Here is a 24,796-nt window from a genome sequence, read left to right as displayed (position 1 = left end):
AATCTTTGACGCGCCCTTTACGCGATACCCACATTGTGAAACGCCTGTTCGCCCCTGTCGTTCGGACCTCTACCCCTGGAGGATCAACGAAGGCGGTCCTGCGCCTATGGTTGCTCCCAGCACTCCCAGGACCACCCTGCCCCTCTAAGGACAGCGATGCCCGCCAACGAAACCGCTCCTCCCGCCAAGAAGAAGGGACGACGCGCCCGTCTGATCGTGCTCGTACTGGTCCTGGCGCTCTTCGCGGGCCTCGGCTACGGGGCGTACTGGGGCGTGGACAGCGTGCGCGCCTCCTTCCCCCAGACCACCGGCTCCCTCAAGGTGCCCGGCCTGACCGGGACCGTCGACGTCAAGCGCGATGCCCACGGCATTCCGCAGCTCTACGCGGACAACGACGACGACCTGTTCCGCGCGCAGGGCTTCGTGCACGCCCAGGACAGGTTCTGGGAGATGGACGTACGCCGCCACATGACCTCCGGGCGGCTCTCGGAGATGTTCGGCTCCGGCCAGGTCGAGACCGACGCCTTCCTGCGCACGCTCGGCTGGCGCCAGGTCGCCGAGGCCGAGTACGAGAACAAGCTGTCGCCCGAGACCAAGAAGTATCTGCAGGCCTACGCCGACGGGGTCAACGCGTACCTGAAGGGGAAGTCCGGCAAGGACCTCTCCGTCGAGCACGCGGCGCTCAAGCTGAGCGACGACTACCAGCCCGAGCAGTGGTCGCCGGTGGACTCGGTGGCCTGGCTCAAGGCGATGGCGTGGGACCTGCGCGGCAACATGCAGGACGAGATCGACCGCGCGCTGATGGCGAGCAAGCTCTCGCAGGCGCAGATCGACGAGCTGTACCCGCCGTACCCCTTCGACCGCAACAAGCCGATCGTCGAGGGCGGAAAGGTCGAGGGCGGCAAGTACGCGCCCCAGACCTCCGGCTCGACGGGCTCCACGGGCACCGGCTCCAACGGCACCGGCTCGGGCAGCGGCACCGCCCTGGGCTCCCAGGCCTCCACGGGCCAGGCCGCCACGGGAGCCGGCACCGGAACGGCCACGGGAACCGGCCTCGCCGACAACGTCACCGCCCAGGGCGCGACCGTCGGCCTGCGCGACCAGCTGACCGCCCTCGCCGCCACCCTGGACAAGGTCCCCGCGATCCTCGGCCCCAACGGCAGCGGCATCGGTTCGAACTCCTGGGTCGTCTCGGGCAGGTACACGACCACCGGCAAGCCGCTGCTCGCGAACGACCCGCACCTGTCCCCGCAGCTGCCCTCGGTCTGGTACCAGATGGGCCTGCACTGCCGCACCGTCTCGGCCCAGTGCCAGTACGACGTGGCCGGCTACACCTTCTCCGGCATGCCCGGCGTGGTCATCGGCCACAACGCCGACATCGCCTGGGGCATGACCAACCTCGGCGCCGACGTCACCGACCTCTTCCTGGAGCAGGTCAAGCCGGAGGGCTACGTCTACGACGGCAAGGTGCTCCCCTTCGCCACCCGTGAAGAGGTCATCAAGGTCGCGGGCGGCGACAGCAAGAAGATCACCGTCCGCACCACCAACAACGGCCCGCTCGTCTCCGACCGCAGCGAGGAGCTCGCCACGGTCGGCACCCGCGCCCCCGTCGCCAGCTCCGCCCCCGACCGCGGGGACGGTTACGCCGTCGCCCTGCGCTGGACCGCGCTGGACCCGGGCAAGACCATGGACTCGGTCTTCAAGCTCAACCGCGCCAAGACCTTCGACGACTTCCGCAAGGCCGCCGCCGACTTCGACGTGCCCTCGCAGAACCTGATCTACGCCGACAACAAGGGCCTCAACGGCAACATCGGCTACCAGGCCCCGGGCCGCATCCCGATGCGCGGCCAGGGCGACGGCCGGATGCCCGCCCCCGGCTGGGACTCCAAGTACGCCTGGAAGGGCGGCAAGGACGGCAACGCCGGTTACATCCCGCAGAGCGAGATGCCCTTCGACTCCAACCCGTCGCGCGGCTACATCGTCACCGCCAACCAGGCCGTCGTGGAGAGCGGGACCGGCGCGGGCAAGTACCCGTACCTGCTGACCACCGACTGGGGCTACGGCGCCCGCAGCCAGCGGATCAACGACCTCATCGAGGCGAAGATCAAGGACGGCGGGAAGATCTCGACCGATGACATGCGCACCATGCAGATGGACAACAGCAGTGAGATCGCCGCGCTGCTGACCCCGATGCTGGCGAAGATCCAGGTCTCCGACCCGGGCGTGCGCGCCGCGCAGAAGCTGCTGGACGGCTGGAACTACACCCAGGAGCCCGACTCGGCGGCCGCGGCCTACTTCAACGCGGTCTGGCGCAACATCCTCAAGCTGTCCTTCGGCGACAAGATGCCCAAGGAGCTGCGGATCGAGGGCAGCTGCATGAACGTCCTCGGCAACGGCACCGGCCCCGCCGACGACCTCGCCAAGACCGTCCGCGAATGCGGCACCCGCGGTTCCGACTCGGCGCAGCCGGACGGCGGCGACCGCTGGTTCGAGGTGGTCCGCCGCCTGGTCAAGGACGAGAAGTCGCAGTGGTGGAGCTCGCCCAGGACCCTGACCCAGCCCGCGACCGCCACCCGCGACGAGCTCTTCGCCCGGGCCATGAAGGACGCCCGCTGGGAGCTCACCGCCAAGCTCGGCAAGGACCAGTCCACCTGGAGCTGGGGCCGGCTGCACCAGCTGAACCTGAAGAACCAGACGATCGGCACCGAGGGCCCCGGCTTCATGCAGTGGCTCCTCAACCGCGGCCCGTGGAACCTGGGCGGCGGCGAGGCCACCGTCAACGCCACCGGCTGGAACGCCTCCAGCGGGTACGGGGTCACGTGGGTGCCGTCGATGCGGATGGTCGTGAACCTCAACGACCTCGACAAGTCCCGCTGGATCAACCTGACGGGCGCCTCGGGGCACGCGTACAACTCCCACTACACGGACCAGACGACGATGTGGGCCAAGGGAGAGCTGCTGGAGTGGCCCTTCGGCAAGGACGCCGTCGAGAAGGCCACGGTCGACACCCTGACCCTCAAGCCGGCCGGTTCATGAGCTGAAGCGGCGCACCCCCGACGGGGTCGCCACCGCTTGTACGGGGTGGTCGTGCGGTTCCTCCGGGACCCGTGCGACCACCTCGTCGTCGTAGAGGAGCACCACCAGCGCGGGACGGGCCCCGGCGCGTTCCAGCCGCTCCAGCACGCGGTCGTACGAGCCTCCGCCGCGGCCGAGCCGCATGCCCCGCCCGTCGACCGCGAGCCCGGGCAGCAGCACGGCGTCGGCCGCGGTGACCGCGTCGGGTCCGAGCGCCGGCCCGGTGGGCTCCAGCAGGCGCATCTTCCCGGCGTGGGCGGCCTCGGCGAGGCCCTGCGGGCCTTCGTACGCCGCCCAGTCGAGGTCGTTGTCGGGCAGCAGCAGGGGCAGCAGCACGCGCTTGCCGGCCGCGCGCAGGGCGTCGAGGAGCGTGCGGGTGCCGGGTTCGGTGCCGACGGAGACGTACGCCGCCACCGTCTGCGCGTCGGCCAGTTCGGGCAGTTCGAGTGCCCGGACGGCGAGTGCGGCGGCCGCCGTGCGGCAGGATTCGGGGGACAAGGCGCGGCGGGCGGCGAGGAGTTCGCGGCGCAGCCCGGCCTTGGCGGACGCGGTGGGCGGGTTCTCGGTCACGAGGAAATCAAATATCCTTGCGAATCGGGTCATACGTGGATCTACCTACTGCGCTCTCGTCTGGCGTTCGGCGGGACCCACTATCGTTCGGGGCATGACTATGTTGCACCCCGTGATCAAAAAGGCCGTGATTCCGGCCGCTGGCCTCGGTACCCGCTTCCTTCCGGCGACCAAGGCGACCCCGAAGGAAATGCTCCCGGTTGTGGACAAGCCGGCCATCCAGTACGTGGTGGAGGAGGCCGTCGCGGCCGGGCTCGACGATGTCCTCATGATCACTGGGCGTAACAAGCGTGCCCTGGAAGACCACTTCGACCGGAACTACGAGCTGGAGTCGGCCCTCATCGCCAAGGGCGACGACGACCGCCTGAAGAAGGTCCAGGAATCCAGCGACCTCGCGACCATGCACTACGTCCGCCAGGGCGACCCGCGGGGCCTCGGCCACGCCGTGCTCTGCGCCGAGCCGCACGTCGGCCGCGAGCCCTTCGCCGTCCTGCTCGGTGACGACCTCATCGACCCGCGCGACCCGCTGCTGCGCCAGATGGCCGACATCCACGCCCGCACCGGCGGCACCGTCATCGCGCTCATGGAGGTCGACCCGGCCAGCGTCCACCTCTACGGCTGCGCCGCCGTCGAGGCCACCGACGAGCAGGACGTGGTCCGCATCACCGGCCTCGTCGAGAAGCCGGAGCCCGAGGACGCGCCCAGCAATTTCGCGGTGATCGGACGCTACGTCCTCAACCCCGCGATCTTCGACATACTGCGGGAGACCGAGCCGGGCCGCGGCGGGGAGATCCAGCTCACCGACGCCCTGCAGAAGCTTGCCGCCGACGAGAGCGTCGGCGGCCCGGTGCACGGCGTGGTCTTCCGGGGCCGTCGCTACGACACCGGGGACCGCGGTGACTACCTGCGGGCCATCGTCCGCCTCGCGTGCGAGCGCGAGGACCTCGGCCCCGAGTTCCGCACCTGGCTTCACCGTTACGTCACGGAGGAGATGTAGCACCTTGAGCAGTTCCGCACCGCAGCATCCACGACCGGCGGGCGGCCACCGTCTGTGGTCCGTGGACGAGCACCTCGCGGACGTCCTCGCGGCCGTCCGGCCGCTGGAGCCCATCGAGCTCCAGCTGCTGGACGCCCAGGGCTGTGTCCTCGTCGAGGACGTCACCGTGCCCGTCGCCCTCCCGCCCTTCGACAACAGCTCCATGGACGGCTACGCCGTCCGCACGGCCGACGTCCAGGGTGCGAGCGAGGAGTTCCCCGCGGTGCTGACGGTCATCGGGGACGTCGCGGCGGGCAGCGGTGAGCTGCCCACCGTGGGCCCCGGCGAGGCCGCCCGCATCATGACCGGCGCCCCGCTGCCGCCCGGTGCGGAAGCCGTCGTACCGGTCGAGTGGACCGACGGCGGCACGGGCGGCGGCGCGGCCGCCGGGATGACCCCGGCCAGCGCCGCCCCCGAACACGCGGGCGGCGAGGTGCGGGTGCACCGCGCCGCCGAGGCGCGGGCGCACGTCCGCGCGCGCGGCAGCGACGTACAGGCCGGCGACCTGGCCCTGGCGGCCGGGACCGTCCTCGGGCCGCCGCAGATCGCCCTCCTGGCCGCCATCGGCCGCGGCACCGTACGGGTACGGCCGCGGCCGCGCGTGGTGGTCCTGTCCACCGGCAGCGAGCTGGTCCAGCCCGGCGAGGCGCTCACCTCGGGCACGATCTACGACTCCAACAGCTTCGCGCTCGCCGCGGCCGCGCGGGACGCCGGCGCCATCGCCTACCGCGTCGGCGCCGTCGCGGACGACGCCGACATCCTGCGCGCCACCATCGAGGACCAGCTGATCCGTGCCGACCTGCTGGTCACCACGGGCGGGGTCAGCGTCGGCGCGTACGACGTGGTCAAGGAGGCGCTGTCCTCCGTCGGCTCGGGGGACGAGACCTCCGGGGACGTGGAGGGCGGCGGGATCGACTTCCGCAAGCTCGCCATGCAGCCCGGCAAGCCGCAGGGCTTCGGCACGATCGGCCCGGACCACACCCCGCTGCTGGCCCTGCCCGGCAACCCGGTGTCCTCGTACGTCTCTTTCGAGCTGTTCGTGCGCCCCGCGATCCGCACCCTGATGGGCCTGCCGGAGCCCGAGGTCCGGCGGCCGAGCGTCCGGGCGGTGCTGACGGCCGACAAGGCGCTCGGCTCCCCGGCCGGCCGCCGCCAGTTCCTGCGCGGCAAGTACGACGCCGAGAGCGGAACGGTCAGCCCGGTCGGCGGATCGGGGTCCCACCTGATCGCCGCGCTGGCGCACGCCGACTCGCTGATGGTCGTACCGGAGGACGTCACCTCGGTGGAGCCCGGCACCGAGCTGGAAGTGGTCCTGCTCGGCTGAAGTGCGGCCGGTGCGGGTAGCGTGTTGCACCACACAGGCCCCCCGGGGGCCCGGACGGAAGCGACGCGCAGAGTATGAGTACGCAGAGCAGGCTGACCCACATCGACGAGGCCGGCGCGGCCCGGATGGTCGACGTCTCCGAGAAGGACGTCACCACCCGGACGGCCCGGGCCAGTGGACGGGTTCTGGTCTCCCCCCGGGTGATCGAGCTGCTGCGCGGCGAGGGCGTCCCCAAGGGCGATGCCCTCGCCACCGCGCGGATCGCCGGGATCATGGGGGCGAAGAAGACCCCCGACCTGATCCCGCTCTGCCACCCGCTGGCGGTCTCCGGCGTGAAGGTCGACCTCAAGGTCGCCGACGACGCCGTCGAGATCCTCGCCACCGTGAAGACGACCGACCGCACGGGCGTCGAGATGGAGGCGCTGACCGCCGTCGCGGTCGCCGGCCTCACCGTGATCGACATGGTGAAGGCCGTCGACAAGGGCGCGGTCATCACGGACGTCCGGGTGGAGGAGAAGACCGGCGGCAAGTCCGGCGACTGGGCGCGCTCGTGAACGCCCCGCGCGGCGGTGAGGTGCACAGCCACGTCGGCCACGTCCCGCAGACCCCGGAACCCGCCACCGCACCGGCAGCCGCACCCGCCGCCACGGGCCGGGCGCTCGTCGTCACGGCCTCGAACCGGGCCTCGCGGGGCGTGTACGCCGACAAGGGCGGCCCGCTGCTGGCGCAGGCGCTGGAGAAGCTCGGCTTCACGGTGGACGGCCCGCGGGTCGTCCCGGACGGCGACCCCGTCGAGCAGGCGCTGCGCGAGGGCGTGGCCGGCGGCTACGACGTCATCCTGACCACCGGCGGGACCGGGATCTCGCCGACGGACCGCACCCCGGACGCCACCGCGCGCGTGCTGGACTACGAGATCCCCGGGATCCCGCAGGCGATCCGGGCCGAAGGCCTGGCGCAGGTGCCGACCGCGGCCCTGTCCCGGGGCCTCGCGGGAGTCGCCGGGCACACCCTCATCGTCAACCTCCCGGGTTCGACGGGCGGGGTGCGCGACGGCCTCGCCGTCCTCTCCCGCATCCTTCCGCACGCCGTGGACCAGATCCGGGGCGGCGACCACCCCAGACCGGCGGGACCCTCCGGGAGCGAGAGCTGAACGGCCCCTCCTGGCCGGTCGTCCTCACGGACGGCGACGTGACCCTCCGGCCGATAAGACTGCGGGACCAGAAGGCCTGGCGCGAGGTCAACCGGCGCAACCGCGACTGGCTCCGGCCGTGGGAGGCGACGATTCCGCCGCCCGCGCCGTGGGGGCCGGTGATACAGCGGCCCACGTACCGCCAGATGGTCCGCCATCTGCGGGCGGAGGCGAACGCGGGCCGGATGCTGCCCTTCGTCATCGAGTACCAGGGCCGCCTGGTGGGCCAGCTGACGGTCGCCGGGATCACCTGGGGCTCGATGTGCGCGGCGCACGTCGGCTACTGGGTGGACCGCGAGGTGGCGGGCCGCGGCGTGATGCCCACGGCGGTCGCGCTGGCGGTGGACCACTGCTTCGGGAAGGTCGGCCTGCACCGGATCGAGGTGTGCATCCGCCCCGAGAACGGGCCGAGCCGGCGGGTCGTGGAGAAGCTGGGCCTGCGCGAGGAGGGACTGCGGCCGCGCTACCTGCACATCGACGGGGCCTGGCGCGACCACCTCGTGTACGCGGTCACGGTGGAGGAGGTGCCGGAGGGGCTGCTGCGCCGCTGGCACCGGGCCCGGCACTCGAAGACACCCCCGAAATAGATAACCGAATATCCGTTCGAATTAATGGGGCGGCAGGGCGGCGGGCGCCGATTCGCCCATAACCTGATCCGAAGAATCACAAAAAAAGTCCGTGATATCAGCGAGATCGCGCGACACACCGGCCCAATTGGCCGATCCCTCCGCCCGCGCCCCTCTACGGTGTGAGGTGTGAGCAGCAGCGGCCTCATCTACGCAGTCATTGTCGGGGCCTGGGCCGCCTACTTGGTGCCCATGTGGCTCCGGAGGCAGGACGAGCTGAACGAGGCCCGTCCGACGGAACGCTTCTCCACTGCCATTCGGCTGCTTTCCGGCCGGGCGGGAATGGAGCGCCGTTACGCCAAGGGGCTGCGTGAGCGCGGTGACGAGGAGGCGGGGCCCCAGCCCCACGCGGACCCGGACGCCGCGACGGAAAAGGTGAATTCCGTCGACGCCGACGCCCGGGCCGTTGTCGTGCCCGCGACCAGGGCGGAGCCGAGACCGGCCGCCGACGAGCGGGAGCAGCGCGCCGAGCGGGCCCGGCGCGAACAGCGCCTCCAGGTCCTCGCCCGCCGCCGGCGCACCACCGCGCTCCTCTTCCTGGTCTTCACGCTCGGCGCGATCGTCGCGGCGGTGGGCGGCCTGCGCTTCCTGTGGGCCCCCGCGGTGCCCGCCTTCCTGCTGAGCGCGTACATCGTGCACCTGCGGGTCCAGGAGCGACGGCGCTACGAGTTCACGATGGACCGGCGGCGTGCCGAGGCGGCCGCGCGGCACCTGCGCGAGAACCGGCCGCGCCGCCGCGACCAGGGGGACACCGCCCCCGCGGGCGCCGAACCGGACCCTGCGCCACCGGTCTCCCCGCAGGAGGCCGGGCGGCGCGCGCTCGTCGAGCAGACCGACCACGCCGAGTGGGTGGACCAGCAGCGCGAACGCGAGCGCGGCCCCGCCCGCGGTGACAGCTGGGAGCCGGTCCCGGTACCGCTGCCGACGTACGTGACGGCCCCGGTCGCCCCGCGCGCCACCGGCCCGGCGGCCCCGGACGCCTGGAGCGCGACCCGCTCCAGCACGGCCGAGCCGACGGAACCCCGCCTGCGCGCCCAGCCCGCGGCGCCCAAGCCGGAGGCGAAGCCGCAGACCACCCCGCGCCCCCGCGGCCAGGCCGGCGGCCGCACCCCGCTGTTCGACCAGTACGAGAGCGACGACCGCCCGCGCGCCGCCAACGAGTGATGGGTGACCTGCGCGGACGCTCCGGGAAACGCGTTTTGGAGCAGCCGCGCGGGGATGCTAATGTTTCACACGTCGCAAGGGCCTGTGGCGCAGTCTGGTAGCGCACCTCGTTCGCATCGAGGGGGTCTGGGGTTCAAATCCCCACAGGTCCACAGACGACTTTCTTGAGTAGCTCTCAGGAACGTTCGCGAGGTCCCGTCCGATCGCAAGATCGGGCGGGATCTTCGTCGTTTACGGGGTCGTTCGATGCCTGTTCGGGGTGATGGATGGCGGCGTGCACCGGATCACATCCCCTCCGGCAGGCTTCTGGCTGTTCTGGGGGCATGCGAAGGGGCCCCGGTTGCCCGGGGCTGGTGATCACGATGTCTGGCTGTGTCGCTGACCGATCAGAGGTTGCCCGGCGGATGTCGGCCAGTGCCCAGCGGAGCCAGGACGTGGCGTGGGTCAAGACCTGGCGGGGCTGGCACGGACTCGAACTCGGTGTCGGAGAGCCGGCTGCCCGTCCGTTCGTAGAGCCAGGTCTCCAAGATGTCGAGGTTGCCGACAGTCACCATGATGGCGACCAGGAGCGTCTGGGCGACCTGCCCTGGAGCCCGGCGATGCAGGGGCTCTCCGATGTTCAGCTCGGCGCCCTTGAGCCGTCCGTTGAGGCCCTCGTTGTGCGAGCGGATCGGCTTGTAGATCCGTTCCCAGGCCAGGCTGAGGTAGTGGCTGTCCTGCCGGAACTTGGCGGTCTTCAGATCTCCGGCGGCGTCTGCGGGCACGCTGATCGCGGATGCGCCGCAGACAGCGGGCAGTCCGTCCTTTCGCGGAGGGTCGATCCACTCGCCGTCAGGGAGTTGGACGGTCGGGCGGGCAGCCGGGTGGCTGGCGCGGGACCGTCGATCCGCGAGCCGGACCACGGTCTGTGGGGGGCCGGAAGTGCTCGGCCCTGCGGGCCGGAGGCGTTCTCGGCGAGGACAGTTCACCGAGGGGGACGGGCCGGCGGCGGGGCACTGCAGGCGTACGGTGCCTCGGGCATCGGCGTTCTGCTTGAGCTTGAGGAAGTAGGGCAGCCTCTCAGCGATCACCGGCTTCAGTTCATCGAGCCGCTGGCGAAAGGTCTTGTCGTCCATGCCGTGCCGCCTCGCACTGGACTACAAGGCAGCCGACCGCGGTATCCAGGGCAGCTGGCAGGGAGCCGTGCTGATCGACGGCTCCCTCGCATGCCCGCAGATCCCCAACGTGTTGGCCCAGGCCACCCTGGGGTAGCTCCTTGCTGATGGCCCGCCGTGTCAGGTACTCGGCGGCAGACTCCTGCCACACATCGCCGAGAGCAGCTGTACGGTCGGTCAGTGAGACGGCTGCAGATGGCCCCGAAACTGCGAGTCGCAACAGGTCGTCGAGAAGCATCAACCGGCTGCCGACGGCGATGCTGTCGTCACAGACCAGCTCGGCAAGGAACGGGACCGCCTCGACGGTAGCGTCGGTGCATGTCCCCTGATGGGCCACCGCGTTCGAGAGATCGCCGAGGAACTCGCCCGTCGTCTCATACGGCTCACCGAAGGCGAACTCTTCGTCGAGCAGCCATGTCGCGACTTCCGGAGCGTTCTCGGCCCCGCCGTAGATCCGCTCCGCAGCCGCCACCACGGCCCGGACCACCGCGGTAGGTTCACCGAGGCCGCCGTGGTTCCACGACGGACCAGCCGGAGGCCTGACGGGTTCCTCAGGCAAGGGGGCGGGAAGGGGGACCTCGGCGCCGGCCTGGTCACGAACCAGACCGTCCCGCGCGAAGACGCCTTCGAGGGTCACCGCATGCCCCTCGCTGTACCCCTGCTGAAAACCGCCATGGGCACGGGCCACATGGGCCACCCGAATCCGTTCACTGCGCAAGAACGGCTCGAGAGCCATGCGCTCGTACCCGCTGTAGACGGCCAGAGAGAAGACCTGCCACCACCCCTCCAGCTCCGGGTCCATCGACGGTCTTCCGTACCAGAAGCTCGATGGAACAGACCGGAAGTGATCGTGGACGCGCACTGCCGTCAGACGGTGCCCCATCCTGGAAAGCTCGGTTGCAGCGGTGCGGGCAGCGTCCTCACTCGGCAGGCTCAGCGTGTACTGGACTCCCCAGGCGGGAGGTTTGGCGGTCATCAGCTGCACTGCCAGGTGAACATCGCCCGCTCAACGCGCCGCTCTGCCAGGTCCTCCGGACGGATCAGCCAGTACAGCGCTCCGGCATCGCCCCACATCATGTCCGCAGCGTCCTCGCTGTCGAACTGGGCCAGAAGCACCCAACCGCCCGCCTCTTCGGACAGCCGCGGGTCGTCCCAGGACACCTCGCCGTCCAGGACTGCCTCCGCGACCTCGATCTCCACCGGGTTCTGCACGGAGTGAGCATGGCCGCCGATCTGGTGCCCGACCTCGCCGTCGAACTCCCACAGGGCGTCGAGGAACTCCTGAGAGCAGACGGGGTGGTCGTACCGGTTCCCGAGCGGGGCACCTGGAGCGAATGTGTCCCGAATCCGGAAATGCCAGGGCTCGGCCGCCGTCATCTCCAGGCGCGCGGTCAGCGGCACCACCGGGTACGACTCGACTCCGGCGGGCGTCCCATGTTCCACGACCTCCTCACCCGCTGCCACATAGAGCACACGGGCGCCCGCCCAGCTCTCCCGGTCCTCAGCAAGAACGAGGGCTTCGCCGTCGTCCATCTGGCGGTCGAAATAGAAGAACAGCAGCGTTCCCGCCTCGGGCAGGTCGATGTCCAGCGCAGCCGACGGCAGCCCGGCACAATCGATCGAGGCGATGAAGGAAAGCGGACCATGCCCATCCCACACCGGCCACTCCGAGGCAGCCGGCAAGGCTGGAAGGCCACCGAGCCGACCCACCACGTCGTCACAGCCAGTCGCTACCTCAAGACGCACGCCAGGGCGAAGCAGACCGATCCACGTCTCAGCATCCTCGGGCGACAGATGCTGCAAGGCAAGGGAGCGAAGGGCGTCCCGGGAACCATGTGTCATGTGCCCGATCATGCACGGCGCCACTGACGGAGGCATGGCAGCCCTCCACCAGCACGCGCAGCCGCTCAGTCCGTGGCCATGGACCTCCAGGCAGCGGTGACGCACCCTTCCTCCCAGTGCCACCAGCCCTCCGCCGCACCGTGTTCCAGGAGCTTGCGGATCCGCGGCAGGTCCGCCTCCGGTGGGACATCCAGCGCCACCATCCGGTACCGCTCGATGCCCTCGCCTGTCGTGCCGAGCTTGTGGAAGATCTCCAGAACGCTCTGCCGGGCGGCAGCCGAGCCGCCGTCCTTCAACACGATCAGCCGGATCGTGCAGTTCTCCGAGGATCGGACCGTCTCTCCGGAACCCGTAGATGTGGCCGTGCTCGGCGCGTCACCGCGTCGGGGGCGAACTCGTCAGCAGCGGTAGCCGTTGGGAACCTGGAGGAGAGCCACGAAGATCCAAACCATGACCGCCGCGCCGGCCGTGCCGCCCAGGAGGGCGGCCGTGAGGTTCCAGCGTCCGACGTACCCGATGAACACCCCCCACCACACAGCTGCCATGATCGCGAGCAAGGCTCCGTAGAAGATCAGCGCAAGCCCATTGGCCGCGCCGTTCACCCCTACGTCGCACGCACGCCAGGCGGCTGCCAGCAGCACCGCCCCGAGCACACCGGTGGCCAGACCGGCAACGGGGGCGACCGCACAGCCCCACTGTCCCCGCGTCACTTCCGGTTCCTGACCTGCGGGACGTTCTCGCCGTTGCGCTGCGCTTGTTCCATCTGGTCCATCGCGTCGTTGATTCCCTGCCGGAGCTGTTCCTCGGTCAGGTTGTCGCCGTACTTGTCGTAGAGGTCGATGCCGATGCGCATCGTGATCTGATCGCCTTGGTCGTCGTCTCCGGTGAGCAGCGTTTCTCCAAGGGAGGCGCCCTTGATCAAGGTGTCCGCGTCGAAGCCGGCTGCCCGGCCGACGTATCCGTAGTGGACGTTGGAGTAGATGTCGTAGAAGACTTCGCGGTTCGTTCCGGGCTGCTTGAAGTAGTAGTCGTCAAGCGTTTGGAGGTCGTACCGTTCCTGGAGCTGCGGCTTGTGGTCCCAGTCCTGTCCCGGGGCCACCTTCACGCCCCACATCGTCAGTGCTGCGTTGATGTCGGAACCGTAGTTGCGCCCGAATTCGTACCACTCGGGTTTGTCCAGCAGGGACCGCATCTGCCCGACCGTGTCCGACTTTGCGTTTCGCTTCATCTCATCGAAGATCCACTTTTCGGCGTCGGTGAACTTCTGCTCGCTCCGCGCCGACCCCGTCGGCGGGATGACGGGAGTGGCCGAGGCGTTGAACCCCCCGATGGTGCCGTCGAGGATGTTTCCGTCCACGACCACGGCTTCGAGCGCCTGTTTGACCGCCTTATCGAGCTCGTCCACTGCCCGCACCGCTGCGGCGATGTGCGCGGTCCAGGACTCCTCGACGCTCTTCAAGTCCGGGTCGCGTCGCAGGGTCCGCGCCTGCGCCGGGTCCTGGACCCGTGTGAAGTCGAAGGTGGCGCGTCCCGCCGCCGATACCGCCATGCCCGCGGCCACCGCATCGTCCCGCGCCGATTCGACCTTTTTCTTCAGGTCCGCGAAACCGGTATGCGCGTCCGTCAGCAGTTTGGCCACCGCTTTCGCTTCGGTCTGCGCGGACTTGTACTCGCGCCGAGTTGTTGCGAACTTCGTGTGCGCCGTTTCCACGCTGAGCCCGAGCCAGTTCTGGCCCAGTGTGATCTTCTGGACCGTCTCCCCGTAGCGCTCTTCAACCTTCGACAGATCAGCGGCCATGGATTGCCACTTTTCGGCAGCCGTAGTCAGGACGCTGAGATCGGTCGTCATGACTTCCTGGTATGTCAACACGTGCCCGATCCCCCTACAGTCCCTCGAGCTTGGATTTCGGGCCCACTGCGCGGAGTTGGTCACCCGTCCGCACGTCGTTCTGCATGAATAGGCCCGAGGCCCCTCGCAGGGAGGCCTTTTCGGCGCTCAGGCGTCCCATCAGCATCTTCGCTTGTTGGTCCCAGGTCTCCGTCACCTTCTTCAGGCCGGAGGCTGTCTCCCAGCCATCAAGGCTCCTTGCCGCCGCGCTCGTGTTGTCCTTCGCACCGTCCGCAGCCTTCTTGGTGTTGGGCTCCAGCTCGGTCTCGATGGTGTTTGCCGCTGCCTTCTTCTCCGCCGGCGTCGAGCCGAATACGCTCCCGCCTCCCGGAGCCAAGGGGCCAGCCGGTACACCATCCACGCCGTTCAGCCTTGTTCCGGTGCTGTTCGCGTCTCCTGACATGCCCATCCTCCCCTGTTCCCCTGGTTTGGATCATAGGCGGCCCCCGCCCCACAGCGAGAGGTGCGGTCAGGGGTGTCCCAAAGCAGCCGTCGGGCGCCCCGGAGCCCTCAAAGTGGATGTAGCACCGTACGTTGTTCAGGAGCCCGCGGTCGTGGCAACACGTCCGAGCGGTCGGATCCAATCAGCCGTCGACGGGTAGTCTGTGCCACCAATGACCGCAGCCGCGGGAGCAGAAGCGCTCGCGGCGCCGCTCGTCGGCAACCGCCAGGACTGCGATCAGCAGCCGGAACGCCTTTCGACGTTCGTCGATAGGCGTGAGACCGGCGATCTTTCCCAGTTGATCGTCGATCCGGCCGCGTGAGATCAATACCGCGGGCGTATGCGTCTGGCGCAGCCCAGCACGGCGGATGCTCTCTGGCGCATCCTCGGCGACAGCGCGCGCCTGGGCACAGTGATGACGTAGGAACAGCAGCACCTCGGACTGGTCATCCGGGACGAGGTCGTCGAACCACTTGATGCCTTCAGACATGGGGCGCAGCCCCTGCGCGAGTTCATTGAGCCGGACGTCCCGTTCGTTCACCACTGCCCCCCGGGAGATCAGGCGGCATTCGGCCGCCGCGTCGGCGCGGATCCACATCCGCCCTCGTCAGGACGCGTGCCCACAGCGTGCCGTGCGCAGCCGCTCGAGCACCAACTCATTACAAGCGGCATGGGTGCAGCCCCGTGGCCGCCACGTGCTGGGGATGGAACTCAGCTGCCCTCAGGCAGGAGCAGCGGCTTCCCACGCAGCGGTGACACAGCCTTCCTCCCAGTGCCACCACTCCTTCGCTTCACCGTGTTCCAAGAGCGTGCGGATCCGCGGCAGGTCCGCCTCAGGTGGGACATCCAGGGCCACCATCCGGAACTGCTCGATTCCCTCGCCGGTCGTGCCGAGGCGGTGGAAGACCTCCAGCACGCTTTGCCGGGCGGCGGCTGAGCCGTCGTCCTTCAGCACGATCAGCCGGATCGTGCAGTTCTGAGATGGTCGGACCGTCTCCCCGGCCCAGAGAACACCGTCGCCATCGCACTCCACCTTGATGATGTCGCCGCTGGCGACTCCGCGTACGAACCAGGGCGTGTTGTCCAGCCGCACCGTGCCGTCGCCGAGGATCACCGCCCACAGGCTCTCGACGCTTGCCGGCGGCCAGCCATCCTCATCTACGTCCATCCGGAAGTGGACCTTCACGTGGGCGTCACTGATGTTCGTCACCGCGCCATCATCCACACCGCATTCACAGGGCAGACCCGGGGAGGGTGGTCGCGCGATGTCATCGGACCTGGACAGTGGCGCAGGTGAAGGTCGTGTCCTGGAGCAGCGCCGGACTGATGGCCACGCCGGTCAGGTGCTCTGCCAGAGCGAAGGCCGCTGGTGAGGGCAGATCCGTTTCCGGAGTCTCGTCCTCGAGGTGGAAGCCGATCCGCACCATGACGTCCAGCAGCTCGTCCGGTGCGGTGCCCCACCGATCCTCCGGGAACATGGGGTCGAAGCAGAGTCGCAGGACCTGGTCCTCCGCCCAGAGGAACGTGCCGACGGCATTGATGTTGACGAAGTGAGAGACCCAGCTCGCCCCGGCCGAGGCCGGCAAGGCTCGATCTTCGGTGACTCCGATGTACCCGTTGGGTTCGATCATCAGCGTCCAGGCGCCCACAGTCGTCATGGCGACCATCTGACGGTCGCCATCCTCCAGGTCGTACTGGGCGAAGGCGGCGTCGACGACTGCGGCGATGCCCTGCAGGGGCGCTTCCGGTCGTCCCGCAAGCCGGGACACTAGCTCAGCAGGCGAGAGGTCCCGCACCAAAGTGAAGCAGTATGCCTCGGCGATGTCTGGAAAGTCGTCTTCGAACCACGCGTAGTCCGCTCCGGTCTTCGTCATGCCGCACATCCTCGCCTCTGCCTCTGACAGCGGAGGACACCTGTCGCTGGGGCGGGAAACGATCTTCGTCAGTCTGGGAAGCGATCTTTATTCGCCTCCGGAGTGCCTGGTCAGGGGTACTCGTGAACAGCCCACAGACGATGAAGATCCCGTCCGATCGCAAGATCGGGCGGGATCTTCTGCATTCCGGCGCTTTCCCGGTGGGACCGACCGTACCGGCGGGTAAACCCCCTGCGTCCCTTCAGCCACTGGTCGATAAACTCCGCCTGCCCGTAACTCCCGTGATGGTCACCGGGGTCGGGCTGGGTTGACTGGGGGGTTCATGAGCTTGCTGCCGATCGGCAGAAGACCGCGGGACAGGCGGGGGAGAGGCGCCCGCGCGGGTGTCGTCTCCGGGGCGTTGCTGCTCGCCGTCCTGACCGCCTTCACCGGACAGACCGGATCCGCCTTCGCGGCGGCCGCGCCGCCCGGGGCCGGGGCCCCGGCGCAGGCGGAGCCCGCCGCGCCGGCCGGGCCCAAGGCCCCGCCGAAGGCGGACCCGAAGGCCGACCACGAGGCCGCCGTCCGTGCGCTCGGCAAGAGCGACGCCGCCGAGGCCTGCCCGGCGGCCCTCGCGCCGCACACGACCGTCACCTGCACGGTCGACCCGTACAAGACCGCCTCCTTCACGCTCGCGCTGCCGCAGCAGAAGGACGTCGTCCTCTACCAGGTCGTCACCCAACGCTGGGCCAACTACACGCTGGTGGCCCCGGACGGCACCGCGGTCACCTGTGAGAACGTCCTCGGTTCCGGCACCGCCGGCGGCGCCCAGCGCTGCCCCACCGGCACGGCGGGCGCGTACAAGCTGGAGGTCACGGACTCCTACGGTGCGGAGAACGCCATCTCCGTGTCGTACGTCCCGCTGCTCTCCGCCACCGCCTGCAAGGCGGTCGGCGCCGCCGACCGCAAGCTCGGCGCCCCGACCGTGTTCCACGGCTCGCCGGCCGCCGGCTCGGCGGGCGACTGCTACACGCTGGACCTGGCCGCGAACGACGTGCTGCGCAGCCACGCGTCCACGTACCGGGTGGGTCAGGACGTCTACGACGCCACCGGCAAGATGGTCTGCAGCACGGACAGCCACCGCGGCGAGACCCTCGACTGCAAGCTCACCGGTACCGCGCCGTTCCGGATGTCGGTGCTCCAGGGCTCCGGCACCGCCGAGGACTACGACCTCACCGTGGCCCGGCTCTCCAAGCCCGAGGGCTGCGCGGTGGTGGAACCGCAGGCGTTCGGGGCCGCCCCGGACCTGAGCTCCACGGCCCGCTGCCGCACCCTGCGGGTGGCGCAGGCCGCGCACCACACGTTCGCCCCGGTCGCCTCCGGAAGCGTTCCGTACGGCGCGCTGTTCGACGCCCAGGGCACCGCGATCACCGCCTGCGGGCAGGGCGCCTGCGACCTGGCCCCCGGTGACCACACCTGGGCCGTCGACCCCCGGAGCACCGACGCCGCCGCGTTCGGCATGGCGTTCCACTCCGCCAAGGAGACCCGCGGCTGCACCGCGACCCACGACAACGGCCTGGTGGCCGGTCCGGCCACCGGCACCTTCGGCGGCCCCGGGCAGCAGCTCTGCCTGACCCTGCCGACCGCCGGCGGGCAGGGCCTCTACCTGCTCAACCGGCCGGCCGAGGAGGGCACCACCGCCGCCTCCACGGTCTACGACGCCGCCGGCGTCAAGCAGTGCGAGCAGGACGGCTACGCGTACTCCGTCTGCAAGCTGACCGGCACCGCCCCGTTCCGCGCGGTCCTGAGCGGCACGGCGTCCCAGGCGTTCCGGCTGGTCATCCACCGGACCGGCGACGCCGCGGGCTGCGCCGCCTGGCCGCAGACCGGGTTCGACGGGTCCTGGGGAGCCGAGGTCCCGCTCGGCGGCGAGGCACGGCAGCAGTGCCTGAGCCTGCCGGCCGACAAGCACTCCACGGCCGAGATGCTCGACTACACCAACGAGCAGAACAGGGTGAACGGCACGATCCAGGTCGTCGACCCCGCGGGCACCACCGTGTGCTCGACCGTCGGCAGCTCGACCACCACCTGCGCTTTCAGCGCGGGTGTGCCGTACACCGCCATGGTCGTCTTCACCGGCTGGGGAACGGACACCTACAAGGTCGTCCGGCGTGACATCTCGCCGACCGCGAAGTGCACCACGCCCGCCTCGACGAAGGTCGCCGGCCAGTCGACCCCCTTCGACCTGACCTCGGCCCTGGACGCCCGCTGCGTCCGGGTCACCGGCGCCGCCACGGACAAGTTCTGGCTGAGTTCGCGGACCCTCGCGGACCCGCGGTACGCACCGTCGACGCTGCTGACGGCGGTCGACTCCAACGGAAAGATCGCCTGCCGTCAGTGGGGCCTGTCCTGCCGGGTCACCGGGTCGGCGTCGTACGTCGTGATCGTGCTCGCCTCCGGCTACCAGGACAAGCCGATCCACACCAACGTGGACACCTGGCAGGTCGGCACGGCGGACGGATGGGTGCCGGAATGCACGGCCAACCCCCTTTCGGTCAAGGGCTTCCCGGCGCGTAGCGGAGTGCTCTCCGAGTCCTCGACGGGCTACTGCGGCGTGGTCGACGTGAAGCCCGGTCAGGCCTTCAAGGTCGCCGGAAACAGCAGCACGACCAACAGCGAGCACCCGTCCCTGAACCTGCACGGTGCGGCTCAGTGGACGAGTACGGGCGTCGAGTTCCAGTGCACCCAGTTCTCAGGCGTGTTCGGCGCCCGGTGCCTGACCCTCGGGAACGCCGAGGCAGGCCAGGCCGTACTCCTGATGAGCGCCGGCCGCAGCGCCACGCCCGTGGAGTACAGCATGCAGGGCCTGTGCGACTCCGAGTGCACCCTCCCGCAGCCGGGGGCCGTGCCCACGTCGATCAGCCCGGCGACGGGCGCTGCCGGCACCCGGACCCACGCCGTGGTGCACGGCACGGGGCTCACCCTGGACACCAAGCTCCACCTGGTGCGCAGTGACACGGGCGGCGATCCGAGGCCCGTCATGAAGGTGCTCTCCGTGAACGCCGACGGCACCGCGCTCGACGTACTGGTCGACACCAACGGACTGGCGCCCGGCACCTACGACGTCGCGCGTGACGGCTACGTGTCCACTCCGGGAGTGCCCTCCCCCGGCTACCTGCCCAAGGCGTACACGGTGACGGCCGCGGCGACCGCGGCCAAGAGCAGGTTCGTGCCGATCACGCCGTCGCGGTTCCTGGACACGCGTGACGGCACCGGGGCCACCAAGGCACGCGTCGGTCCCGGTGGGGTCGTGACGCTCCAGGTGGCCGGTGTGAAGGGCGTCCCCGCGAGCGGGGTGACCGCGGTCGTCATGAACGTGACCGCCGTCAACCCGACCGAGGCGGGCCACGTGATGGTCTACCCGAACGGGAAGCCGAAGCCCGCGGTGTCGAACCTCAACTTCTCGGCGGGGCAGATCGTGCCCAACCTGGTGACCGTGCCGGTCGTCAACGGGAAGGTGGACCTGCGCAACAACGCCGGTTCGGTCGACCTGATCGCGGACGTCACCGGCTACTACACCGACAAGGCGGCCACCGGTTCCGCGCTGACGCCGATCACGCCCACCCGGTTCCTGGACACGCGCGACGGCACCGGTGCCACCAAGGCGCGGGTCGGTCCGGGCGGCGTGGTCACGCTTCAGGTGGCCGGTGTGAAGGGCGTCCCCGCGAGCGGGGTGACCGCGGTCGTCATGAACGTGACCGCAGTCGGTCCGACCGAGGCCGGCCACGTCACCGTCTACCCGAACGGGCAGGCGGCCCCCGGGGTGTCGAACCTCAACTTCACCGCCGGGCAGGTCGTCCCGAACCTGGTGACCGTGCCGGTCGTGAACGGGAAGGTGGACCTGCGCAACAACTCGGGCTCCGTAGACCTGATCGCGGACGTCACCGGCTACTACTCGGCCACCGGGTCGACGTTCTCGGCCGGTTCGCCGGTGCGGCTGCTCGACACCCGCTACGGCCTCGGCGCCCGCGCCGGATCCGTCGGCCAGGGCGGCGTCGTCAGCCTGCAGATCGCCGGCGTCGAGGGCGTACCGCTGACCGGGGTCACCGCGGTGGTCCTCAACGTCACCGTCACCGGTCCGACGCAGGACGGCCACCTGATCGTCCAGCCGCACGGGGTGCCGCGTCCCAACGTGTCGAACCTCAACTTCACGGCCGGACAGACGGTCTCCAACCTGGTGGTCGTCCCGGTCGTGGACGGCCGGGTGACCTTCTACAACAACACCGGTTCCGCCGATGTGATCGCCGACCTGAACGGCTGCTTCACCTCCTGACGGACCTCCGGAAACCACGAAGGGCCCGTCCGGTCATGCGACCGGGCGGGCTTTTCGCCTTCGGTCAGTTCACCGAGTCGAGCCTGGCGCGCTGTTCCGCGGTGAGATCGAGGTTGACACGGTATTTCACGGTGGTGCCTTTCGGTTCAGGGAAGGCGAAGCGCCCCTCCTCAGCGGCCCGTTGAGGCCCGCTCGTCGAGGAAGCCGCTCCGGGCGATGAGGTACGCGAGCTGCGCGCGGCTGCGGCTGCCGAACAGTTCGGCCGCCCAGCGCATGTGGTTGGAGACGCTGCGCGGGCTCATGCCGAGCCGCGCGGCGATCGCCTCGTCAGCCGGTCGAACACCTCGTCCAGGGTGCGGACCTCACCGCTCGCCCGCGAGATCTGCTCCACGTAGGCCAGCGTGGGCTGGTGGGAGCGGACGGTGTGCTCGTAGATGGTGCGCTGGCGGACACCGCGGCCGAGCGCGGCGAGGTCGCTGGGGAGCGGGTTTGCGCCATGCGTGATCATCCTGCCTGCAGCCCGATGACTACGGGAACGCCTGGCGCCAGCATGAATTCCCGAGGGTGAACCACATCGAGGCACAGGCCCGGAAGGTGGGAAATGATGGGTTCATGGGGATCAGTGACGAACGGGACAGCGGGACGGCGGGCGCCTGGGCGGCCCTCGGAGGAGCACCGGAGCACGTCCGCCGAGTCCGCTTCGGCGGAGCCGGTGACCTCGAAGAAGGCCCGCTGCCGGTGCGGGAGTTGGCGCGAGCCACTGTGAGCGTCTGCGGACTGGCGGCGGGCGAGCTCGCCGCTGTGCGGGGCGGGGGTGCGCCGGGGGACGCGCCTCCCCTCGTCGTGGACGAGGGCGCGGTGGCGACGGCCTTCGTCAGCGAACGGCACCTGCGGGTGGCAGGCCGCGCGCCGGTGACCTTCGCCCCGCTGTCGGGGTTCTGGCGGACCGCCGACGGATGGGTCCGTACGCACGCCAACTACCCGCACCACCGGGCCGCGTTGGTGCGTGCGCTGGGGCTGCCGTCCGCGACACCGGAGGCGCTGCGCGCAGCGGTGGCGGGACGGACCGCCGTCGAAGTGCAGGAACTCGCTTACGGGGCGGGCGGACTCGCCGTCGCCGTGACGCGGGAGTACGGGGAGCCACAGCCGCTGGTGGAGTGCGTACGGCCATCCGGCGCGCGGGGGCGGACGCTCGGCGCGGCCCCGTCAGGTCGACCCGCCACGGGGGTGCGGGTGCTGGACCTGACGCGGGTCATCGCCGGGCCCGTCGCGACGCGGACGCTCGGGCTGCTGGGGGCGGACGTACTGCGGATCGACTCGCCGGGGCTGCCGGAGGCGGACGACGCGTACGCGGACACCGGCTTCGGGAAGCGGTCGGCTCGGCTGGACCTGACGTCGCCCGGGGACCGGGCGGTCTTCGAAGGGCTGCTGGCCGAGGCCGACGTGGTGGTGAGCGGGTACCGGCCGGGGGCGCTGGAACGCCTCGGGTTCGGGGCGGCGGATCTGCTGGAGCGGCGGCCGGGACTGGTGGTGGCCGAGCTGTGCGCGTGGGGGTGGACGGGGCCGTGGGCGGCGCGCCGGGGGTTCGACTCGCTGGTGCAGGCCGGGTACGGGATCGCTGCGCGCTGTGCGGGAGCGGGAGCGGGGGCGGGGGCGGGGGCCGGGGGTGTGCCCGGGGTGTTGCCCGCGCAGGCGCTGGACCACGGGACGGGGTACCTGGTGGCGGCGGGTGTGCTGAGGGCGTTGGCGGGCGGGGGTGGGCAGTGGCTGCGGTTCTCCCTGGCGGGGACGGCGTCGTGGCTGGTGCGGGATCTGTCGCGTGCGGTGGGGGCGGGTGGCGGGTATGAGGCCGGGCCGTGGCTGCGGGAGACTCCGTCGGGGTACGGGGTGGTGCGGCACGCCGCCAGTCCCTTCGGGGAGTGGGAGCGGGGGCCGTCGCGGTGGGGGACCGATGCCGCCGTCTGGCTCCCGCGGTAGGACGCCTGCGGCTTGGCTGCTGGGGGCGCCGCCCCCAGACCCCCGTGCCTCAAACGCCGGCGGGGCTGGAAGAGCGCCTCAAGCGCCGGCGGGGCTGGAAGAGTGCCTCCTCGCGCCGGCGGGGCTGAGCGAGCGCCTCAAGCGTCGGCGGGGCTGCTATTTCAGCGGCTTTGTCATGCAGCGGCTGGAGTCGTGGAAGCGGTAGTGGCCGAACTTGCGGGACAGGGCGTAGCCCGAGGAGAGGTAGAGGGCTATCGCCTCCGGCTGCTGGTCGCCCGTTTCGAGGACCATGCGGAGGCGGCCCGCCGCGCGGGCGTCGGTCTCCAGGGCCGTCAGGATGCGGCGGGCCAGGCCCAGGCCGCGGGCTTCCGGGACGACGTACATGCGCTTGAGTTCGGCGTCGCCGTCCGAGTAGCCCTCGTCGTTCTCGTCCTGGATGCGCCAGCCGCCGCTCGCCACGGGGGCGCCCGTGGCGTCGTACGCCAGGAGGTACAGGCCGCGCGGCGGGGCGAACATCGCCGGGTCCAGGAACGTCGCATCGCCCTCGCCGTCGTACCGCTCCCGGTACTCGAGCTGGACCTGGTCGTTGAGTTTGACCGCGTCCGGGTGGTCGTACGGCACGGTGCGGAGCTGGATCCGGTGAGGCATCCGAACATCGTACGGAACGCTTCCGCCGGGTCCGCGGCCCGGCGTCCGCCGTGAGACGGGAACGCCCGGCAGGGGGGCCGGCGGGTAGGCTGCCCCCGTTTTGTGCGATGTGGGGAGCTTGTTTTGATCACTGTGACGTCCGTGAATGTGAATGGGATCCGGGCCGCCGCCAAGAAGGGCTTCGGGGCGTGGCTCGAGGGATCCGACGCCGACGTGGTCTGTCTCCAGGAGGTGCGGGCCGAGGAAGCGCAGATTCCGGAGGAGGTCCGGACTCCCGCGGGCTGGCACACCGTGTTCGCGCCGGCCGCCGTCAAGGGCCGGGCCGGGGTCGCGCTCTACACGCGGCGGGCGCCCGAGCGGGTGCGGATCGGATTCGGCAGTGAGGAATTCGACACCGCCGGGCGGTACGTCGAGATCGATCTCCCCGGTGTGACCGTGGCCAGCCTCTACCTGCCGTCGGGCGAGGCCGGGACGGAGCGGCAGGACGAGAAGTACCGGTTCATGGGGGAGTTCCTGACGTACCTCGCCGCGCTGAAGGTGCGGGCCGCCGCCGACGGGCGCGAGGTCGTGGTCTGCGGCGACTGGAACATCTGCCACCAGGAAGCCGACCTCAAGAACTGGAAGACGAACCGGAAGAACGCGGGCTTCCTGCCCGAGGAGCGGGAGTGGCTCGGCAAGGTGTACGCCGAGGCCGGGTACGTGGACGTGGTGCGCGAGCTGCACCCCGACACCGAGGGCCCGTACTCCTGGTGGTCGTACCGGGGCCGCGCCTTCGACAACGACGCCGGCTGGCGGATCGACCTCCAGGTGGCGACGCCCGGGCTGGCCGCCAAGGCCGTCAAGGCCTTCGTGGAGCGGGCCGAGACGCACCCCGAGCGCTGGTCGGACCACGCTCCCGTGACGGTCGTCTACGAACTGGGCTCCTGACCGGCGGCGGAGGCCGGCAGGCGGTCCATCGCCATCGTCAGCTCGGCCTCGACCACGCTCTTCGCCAGCGGACGCAGCCGGGTGAGCGCGTCCGGTGACGGCGAGATGTGGGTGGATATCAGCTCGGTGAACAGGAGCGCCATCGCGTCCGCGTGCTCGCGGACGCGGCGCCCGGTCTCCAGGACCGCGGCCAGCGGGACGCCCTCGCGGACGAGGGCCGAGGAGACGTCCAGCAGCCGCCGGCTGACGTGGACGATCGCGTCGCCGTCGACGGCGAGGTAGCCGAGGTCCAGGGAGGCCGCCAGGTTCTCCGGGGTGACCTCGCCCTCGAAGTAGTCGGCCAGCGCCTCCGGGGTGAGCCGCACCGGGGTCTCCTCCGACCAGCCGATGCCGAGCAGCTCGCCGAGCTGGCTCACGTCGCGGCCGCTCTCGAAGGCGGCGGTCAGCTCGGCGATGCCGCCGAGCGTGTGCCCGCGCTCCAGCAGGGCGGCGATGGTGCGCAGCCGGGCCAGGTGGTGCTCGTCGTACCAGGCGATCCGCCCCTCGCGGCGTGGCGGGGGGAGCAGTTTGCGCTCGCGGTAGAAGCGCAGGGTGCGGACCGGGATGCCGGCCGCTTCGGCCAGCTCCTCGGTTCGGTACTCGCGCACCGTCTTGGCTTCCGTCTTGGCTTCCGTCGTCTCATCCTTCGCCACAGGCGCACCTTATGGCGTACCGACAGTAACTTTCCCTGCGTGACCCCTACCCATGA

The 24,796-nt window shown here is 70.4% G+C and carries 24 protein-coding genes, 1 tRNA gene and 1 pseudogene; 11 read left to right on the top strand and 15 right to left on the bottom strand.

The features are described from left to right. The first annotated feature begins 156 nt into the window (after nucleotides 1-156). Nucleotides 157-3,036 (top strand): penicillin acylase family protein, encoded by a 2,880-nt coding sequence (locus ACZ4VT_RS12040; protein ID WP_467948777.1) that lies wholly within the window; start codon nucleotides 157-159, stop codon nucleotides 3,034-3,036. On the opposite strand, the gene ACZ4VT_RS12035 is transcribed toward ACZ4VT_RS12040, so the two are convergent. Continuing rightward, complete coding sequence (locus ACZ4VT_RS12035) at nucleotides 3,031-3,678, bottom strand: 5-formyltetrahydrofolate cyclo-ligase (RefSeq protein WP_467948775.1); 648 nt, start codon at nucleotides 3,676-3,678, stop codon at nucleotides 3,031-3,033. The two genes, ACZ4VT_RS12040 and ACZ4VT_RS12035, sit on opposite strands and share 6 nt — an antisense overlap. Nucleotides 3,679-3,739: 61 nt before the next feature. Here ACZ4VT_RS12035 and galU point away from each other — a divergent pair, with 61 nt between their 5' ends. From galU to ACZ4VT_RS12000, 7 genes are all read left to right on the top strand, one after another. Beyond that, a complete protein-coding gene (gene galU, locus ACZ4VT_RS12030; RefSeq protein WP_362802931.1) occupies nucleotides 3,740-4,642 on the top strand; it encodes a UTP--glucose-1-phosphate uridylyltransferase GalU in 903 nt (300 codons plus the stop codon). 4 nt (nucleotides 4,643-4,646) lie between these two features. Further along, on the top strand, nucleotides 4,647-6,005 hold the full coding sequence (glp, locus tag ACZ4VT_RS12025; RefSeq protein WP_467948773.1) for a molybdotransferase-like divisome protein Glp: 1,359 nt from the start codon (nucleotides 4,647-4,649) through the stop codon (nucleotides 6,003-6,005). Between the two features lie 74 nt (nucleotides 6,006-6,079). Further along, nucleotides 6,080-6,559: a cyclic pyranopterin monophosphate synthase MoaC gene (moaC, locus tag ACZ4VT_RS12020; RefSeq protein WP_030706954.1), complete on the top strand. Its 480-nt coding sequence runs from the start codon at nucleotides 6,080-6,082 to the stop codon at nucleotides 6,557-6,559. Beyond that, on the top strand, nucleotides 6,556-7,155 hold the full coding sequence (locus ACZ4VT_RS12015; RefSeq protein WP_467948771.1) for a MogA/MoaB family molybdenum cofactor biosynthesis protein: 600 nt from the start codon (nucleotides 6,556-6,558) through the stop codon (nucleotides 7,153-7,155). The genes moaC and ACZ4VT_RS12015 overlap by 4 nt, the downstream gene beginning before the upstream one ends. Next, complete coding sequence (locus tag ACZ4VT_RS12010; RefSeq protein WP_467948952.1) at nucleotides 7,152-7,781, top strand: GNAT family N-acetyltransferase; 630 nt, start codon at nucleotides 7,152-7,154, stop codon at nucleotides 7,779-7,781. The genes ACZ4VT_RS12015 and ACZ4VT_RS12010 overlap by 4 nt, the downstream gene beginning before the upstream one ends. A 168-nt stretch (nucleotides 7,782-7,949) precedes the next feature. Beyond that, nucleotides 7,950-8,984, top strand: a complete 1,035-nt coding sequence (sepX, locus tag ACZ4VT_RS12005; protein ID WP_467948769.1) for a divisome protein SepX/GlpR — start codon at nucleotides 7,950-7,952, stop codon at nucleotides 8,982-8,984. A gap of 78 nt (nucleotides 8,985-9,062) precedes the next feature. Further along, nucleotides 9,063-9,136 (top strand) — tRNA-Ala (locus ACZ4VT_RS12000). Nucleotides 9,137-9,370: 234 nt separating this feature from the next. On the opposite strand, the gene ACZ4VT_RS11995 is transcribed toward ACZ4VT_RS12000, so the two are convergent. From ACZ4VT_RS11995 to ACZ4VT_RS11950, 10 genes and pseudogenes are all read right to left on the bottom strand, one after another. Further along, nucleotides 9,371-10,099 (bottom strand): hypothetical protein, encoded by a 729-nt coding sequence (locus ACZ4VT_RS11995; RefSeq protein WP_467948767.1) that lies wholly within the window; start codon nucleotides 10,097-10,099, stop codon nucleotides 9,371-9,373. Next, the gene (locus tag ACZ4VT_RS11990; protein ID WP_467948950.1) at nucleotides 10,065-11,114 is read right to left on the bottom strand and encodes a hypothetical protein; all 1,050 of its coding nucleotides are present in this window, start codon (nucleotides 11,112-11,114) and stop codon (nucleotides 10,065-10,067) included. Before ACZ4VT_RS11990 ends, ACZ4VT_RS11995 begins: the two co-directional genes overlap by 35 nt. Continuing rightward, nucleotides 11,114-11,980: a YwqG family protein gene (locus tag ACZ4VT_RS11985; protein ID WP_467948765.1), complete on the bottom strand. Its 867-nt coding sequence runs from the start codon at nucleotides 11,978-11,980 to the stop codon at nucleotides 11,114-11,116. The genes ACZ4VT_RS11990 and ACZ4VT_RS11985 overlap by 1 nt, the downstream gene beginning before the upstream one ends. 65 nt (nucleotides 11,981-12,045) lie before the next feature. Further along, nucleotides 12,046-12,327: pseudogene (locus tag ACZ4VT_RS11980) on the bottom strand (DUF4265 domain-containing protein); the annotation flags it as partial. Nucleotides 12,328-12,378: 51 nt separating this feature from the next. Further along, nucleotides 12,379-12,690: a hypothetical protein gene (locus ACZ4VT_RS11975; protein WP_053679561.1), complete on the bottom strand. Its 312-nt coding sequence runs from the start codon at nucleotides 12,688-12,690 to the stop codon at nucleotides 12,379-12,381. After that, nucleotides 12,687-13,829 carry a polymorphic toxin type 44 domain-containing protein gene (locus tag ACZ4VT_RS11970; protein WP_398669132.1) on the bottom strand — a complete coding sequence of 381 codons (1,143 nt, stop codon included), beginning with the start codon at nucleotides 13,827-13,829 and terminating at the stop codon, nucleotides 12,687-12,689. The genes ACZ4VT_RS11975 and ACZ4VT_RS11970 overlap by 4 nt, the downstream gene beginning before the upstream one ends. A 34-nt stretch (nucleotides 13,830-13,863) precedes the next feature. Next, nucleotides 13,864-14,271: a hypothetical protein gene (locus ACZ4VT_RS11965; RefSeq protein WP_053679557.1), complete on the bottom strand. Its 408-nt coding sequence runs from the start codon at nucleotides 14,269-14,271 to the stop codon at nucleotides 13,864-13,866. Nucleotides 14,272-14,452: 181 nt separating this feature from the next. Beyond that, on the bottom strand, nucleotides 14,453-14,908 hold the full coding sequence (locus ACZ4VT_RS11960) for a DUF5958 family protein (protein ID WP_467948762.1): 456 nt from the start codon (nucleotides 14,906-14,908) through the stop codon (nucleotides 14,453-14,455). Nucleotides 14,909-15,031: 123 nt separating this feature from the next. Beyond that, nucleotides 15,032-15,520, bottom strand: a complete 489-nt coding sequence (locus ACZ4VT_RS11955; RefSeq protein ID WP_467948761.1) for a DUF4265 domain-containing protein — start codon at nucleotides 15,518-15,520, stop codon at nucleotides 15,032-15,034. 58 nt (nucleotides 15,521-15,578) lie between these two features. Continuing rightward, on the bottom strand, nucleotides 15,579-16,184 hold the full coding sequence (locus ACZ4VT_RS11950; protein ID WP_467948759.1) for a DUF6461 domain-containing protein: 606 nt from the start codon (nucleotides 16,182-16,184) through the stop codon (nucleotides 15,579-15,581). Nucleotides 16,185-16,506: 322 nt separating this feature from the next. On the opposite strand from ACZ4VT_RS11950, the gene ACZ4VT_RS11945 reads away from it, so the two are divergent. Continuing rightward, nucleotides 16,507-20,496, top strand: coding sequence for a hypothetical protein (locus ACZ4VT_RS11945; RefSeq protein WP_467948757.1), 3,990 nt, complete (start codon nucleotides 16,507-16,509; stop codon nucleotides 20,494-20,496). A 170-nt stretch (nucleotides 20,497-20,666) separates the two neighbouring features. Here the strand turns inward: ACZ4VT_RS11945 and ACZ4VT_RS11940 are convergent, their stop codons facing one another. Next, nucleotides 20,667-20,798 (bottom strand): hypothetical protein, encoded by a 132-nt coding sequence (locus tag ACZ4VT_RS11940; protein ID WP_467948756.1) that lies wholly within the window; start codon nucleotides 20,796-20,798, stop codon nucleotides 20,667-20,669. After that, nucleotides 20,795-21,004, bottom strand: coding sequence for a hypothetical protein (locus tag ACZ4VT_RS11935; RefSeq protein ID WP_467948754.1), 210 nt, complete (start codon nucleotides 21,002-21,004; stop codon nucleotides 20,795-20,797). The genes ACZ4VT_RS11940 and ACZ4VT_RS11935 overlap by 4 nt, the downstream gene beginning before the upstream one ends. A gap of 104 nt (nucleotides 21,005-21,108) precedes the next feature. Here ACZ4VT_RS11935 and ACZ4VT_RS11930 point away from each other — a divergent pair, with 104 nt between their 5' ends. Next, complete coding sequence (locus ACZ4VT_RS11930) at nucleotides 21,109-22,473, top strand: CoA transferase (protein WP_467948752.1); 1,365 nt, start codon at nucleotides 21,109-21,111, stop codon at nucleotides 22,471-22,473. Nucleotides 22,474-22,629: 156 nt separating this feature from the next. Here the strand turns inward: ACZ4VT_RS11930 and ACZ4VT_RS11925 are convergent, their stop codons facing one another. Further along, nucleotides 22,630-23,121 (bottom strand): GNAT family N-acetyltransferase, encoded by a 492-nt coding sequence (locus ACZ4VT_RS11925; protein ID WP_467948750.1) that lies wholly within the window; start codon nucleotides 23,119-23,121, stop codon nucleotides 22,630-22,632. A gap of 123 nt (nucleotides 23,122-23,244) precedes the next feature. Here ACZ4VT_RS11925 and ACZ4VT_RS11920 point away from each other — a divergent pair, with 123 nt between their 5' ends. Further along, entirely contained in the window at nucleotides 23,245-24,048 is an 804-nt protein-coding gene (locus ACZ4VT_RS11920) for an exodeoxyribonuclease III (protein ID WP_467948748.1), read from the top strand. On the opposite strand, the gene ACZ4VT_RS11915 is transcribed toward ACZ4VT_RS11920, so the two are convergent. Beyond that, nucleotides 24,030-24,740: a MerR family transcriptional regulator gene (locus ACZ4VT_RS11915; RefSeq protein ID WP_467948746.1), complete on the bottom strand. Its 711-nt coding sequence runs from the start codon at nucleotides 24,738-24,740 to the stop codon at nucleotides 24,030-24,032. The genes ACZ4VT_RS11920 and ACZ4VT_RS11915 overlap by 19 nt on opposite strands. Nucleotides 24,741-24,796: the final 56 nt, after the last annotated feature.

It is taken from the genome of Streptomyces sp. NPDC029164, assembly GCF_055563995.1.
The sequence above is the reverse complement of the archived record's forward strand: the minus strand, read 5'-3'. Positions and strand labels throughout refer to the sequence as shown.

What these genes read in the sequence shown, in the direction of transcription:
- ACZ4VT_RS12040 (WP_467948777.1), top strand. Translation starts at nt 157, where the DNA reads ATGCCCGCCAACGAAACCGCTCCTCCCGCCAAGAAGAAGGGACGACGC.
- ACZ4VT_RS12035 (WP_467948775.1), bottom strand. Translation starts at nt 3,678, where the DNA reads ATGACCCGATTCGCAAGGATATTTGATTTCCTCGTGACCGAGAACCCG.
- galU (WP_362802931.1), top strand. Translation starts at nt 3,740, where the DNA reads ATGACTATGTTGCACCCCGTGATCAAAAAGGCCGTGATTCCGGCCGCT.
- moaC (WP_030706954.1), top strand. Translation starts at nt 6,080, where the DNA reads ATGAGTACGCAGAGCAGGCTGACCCACATCGACGAGGCCGGCGCGGCC.
- ACZ4VT_RS11995 (WP_467948767.1), bottom strand. Translation starts at nt 10,099, where the DNA reads ATGGACGACAAGACCTTTCGCCAGCGGCTCGATGAACTGAAGCCGGTG.
- ACZ4VT_RS11990 (WP_467948950.1), bottom strand. Translation starts at nt 11,114, where the DNA reads ATGACCGCCAAACCTCCCGCCTGGGGAGTCCAGTACACGCTGAGCCTG.
- ACZ4VT_RS11985 (WP_467948765.1), bottom strand. Translation starts at nt 11,980, where the DNA reads ATGACACATGGTTCCCGGGACGCCCTTCGCTCCCTTGCCTTGCAGCAT.
- ACZ4VT_RS11970 (WP_398669132.1), bottom strand. Translation starts at nt 13,829, where the DNA reads ATGACGACCGATCTCAGCGTCCTGACTACGGCTGCCGAAAAGTGGCAA.
- ACZ4VT_RS11965 (WP_053679557.1), bottom strand. Translation starts at nt 14,271, where the DNA reads ATGTCAGGAGACGCGAACAGCACCGGAACAAGGCTGAACGGCGTGGAT.
- ACZ4VT_RS11960 (WP_467948762.1), bottom strand. Translation starts at nt 14,908, where the DNA reads ATGTGGATCCGCGCCGACGCGGCGGCCGAATGCCGCCTGATCTCCCGG.
- ACZ4VT_RS11950 (WP_467948759.1), bottom strand. Translation starts at nt 16,184, where the DNA reads ATGACGAAGACCGGAGCGGACTACGCGTGGTTCGAAGACGACTTTCCA.
- ACZ4VT_RS11945 (WP_467948757.1), top strand. Translation starts at nt 16,507, where the DNA reads ATGAGCTTGCTGCCGATCGGCAGAAGACCGCGGGACAGGCGGGGGAGA.
- ACZ4VT_RS11940 (WP_467948756.1), bottom strand. Translation starts at nt 20,798, where the DNA reads ATGAGCCCGCGCAGCGTCTCCAACCACATGCGCTGGGCGGCCGAACTG.
- ACZ4VT_RS11935 (WP_467948754.1), bottom strand. Translation starts at nt 21,004, where the DNA reads ATGATCACGCATGGCGCAAACCCGCTCCCCAGCGACCTCGCCGCGCTC.
- ACZ4VT_RS11930 (WP_467948752.1), top strand. Translation starts at nt 21,109, where the DNA reads ATGGGGATCAGTGACGAACGGGACAGCGGGACGGCGGGCGCCTGGGCG.
- ACZ4VT_RS11925 (WP_467948750.1), bottom strand. Translation starts at nt 23,121, where the DNA reads ATGCCTCACCGGATCCAGCTCCGCACCGTGCCGTACGACCACCCGGAC.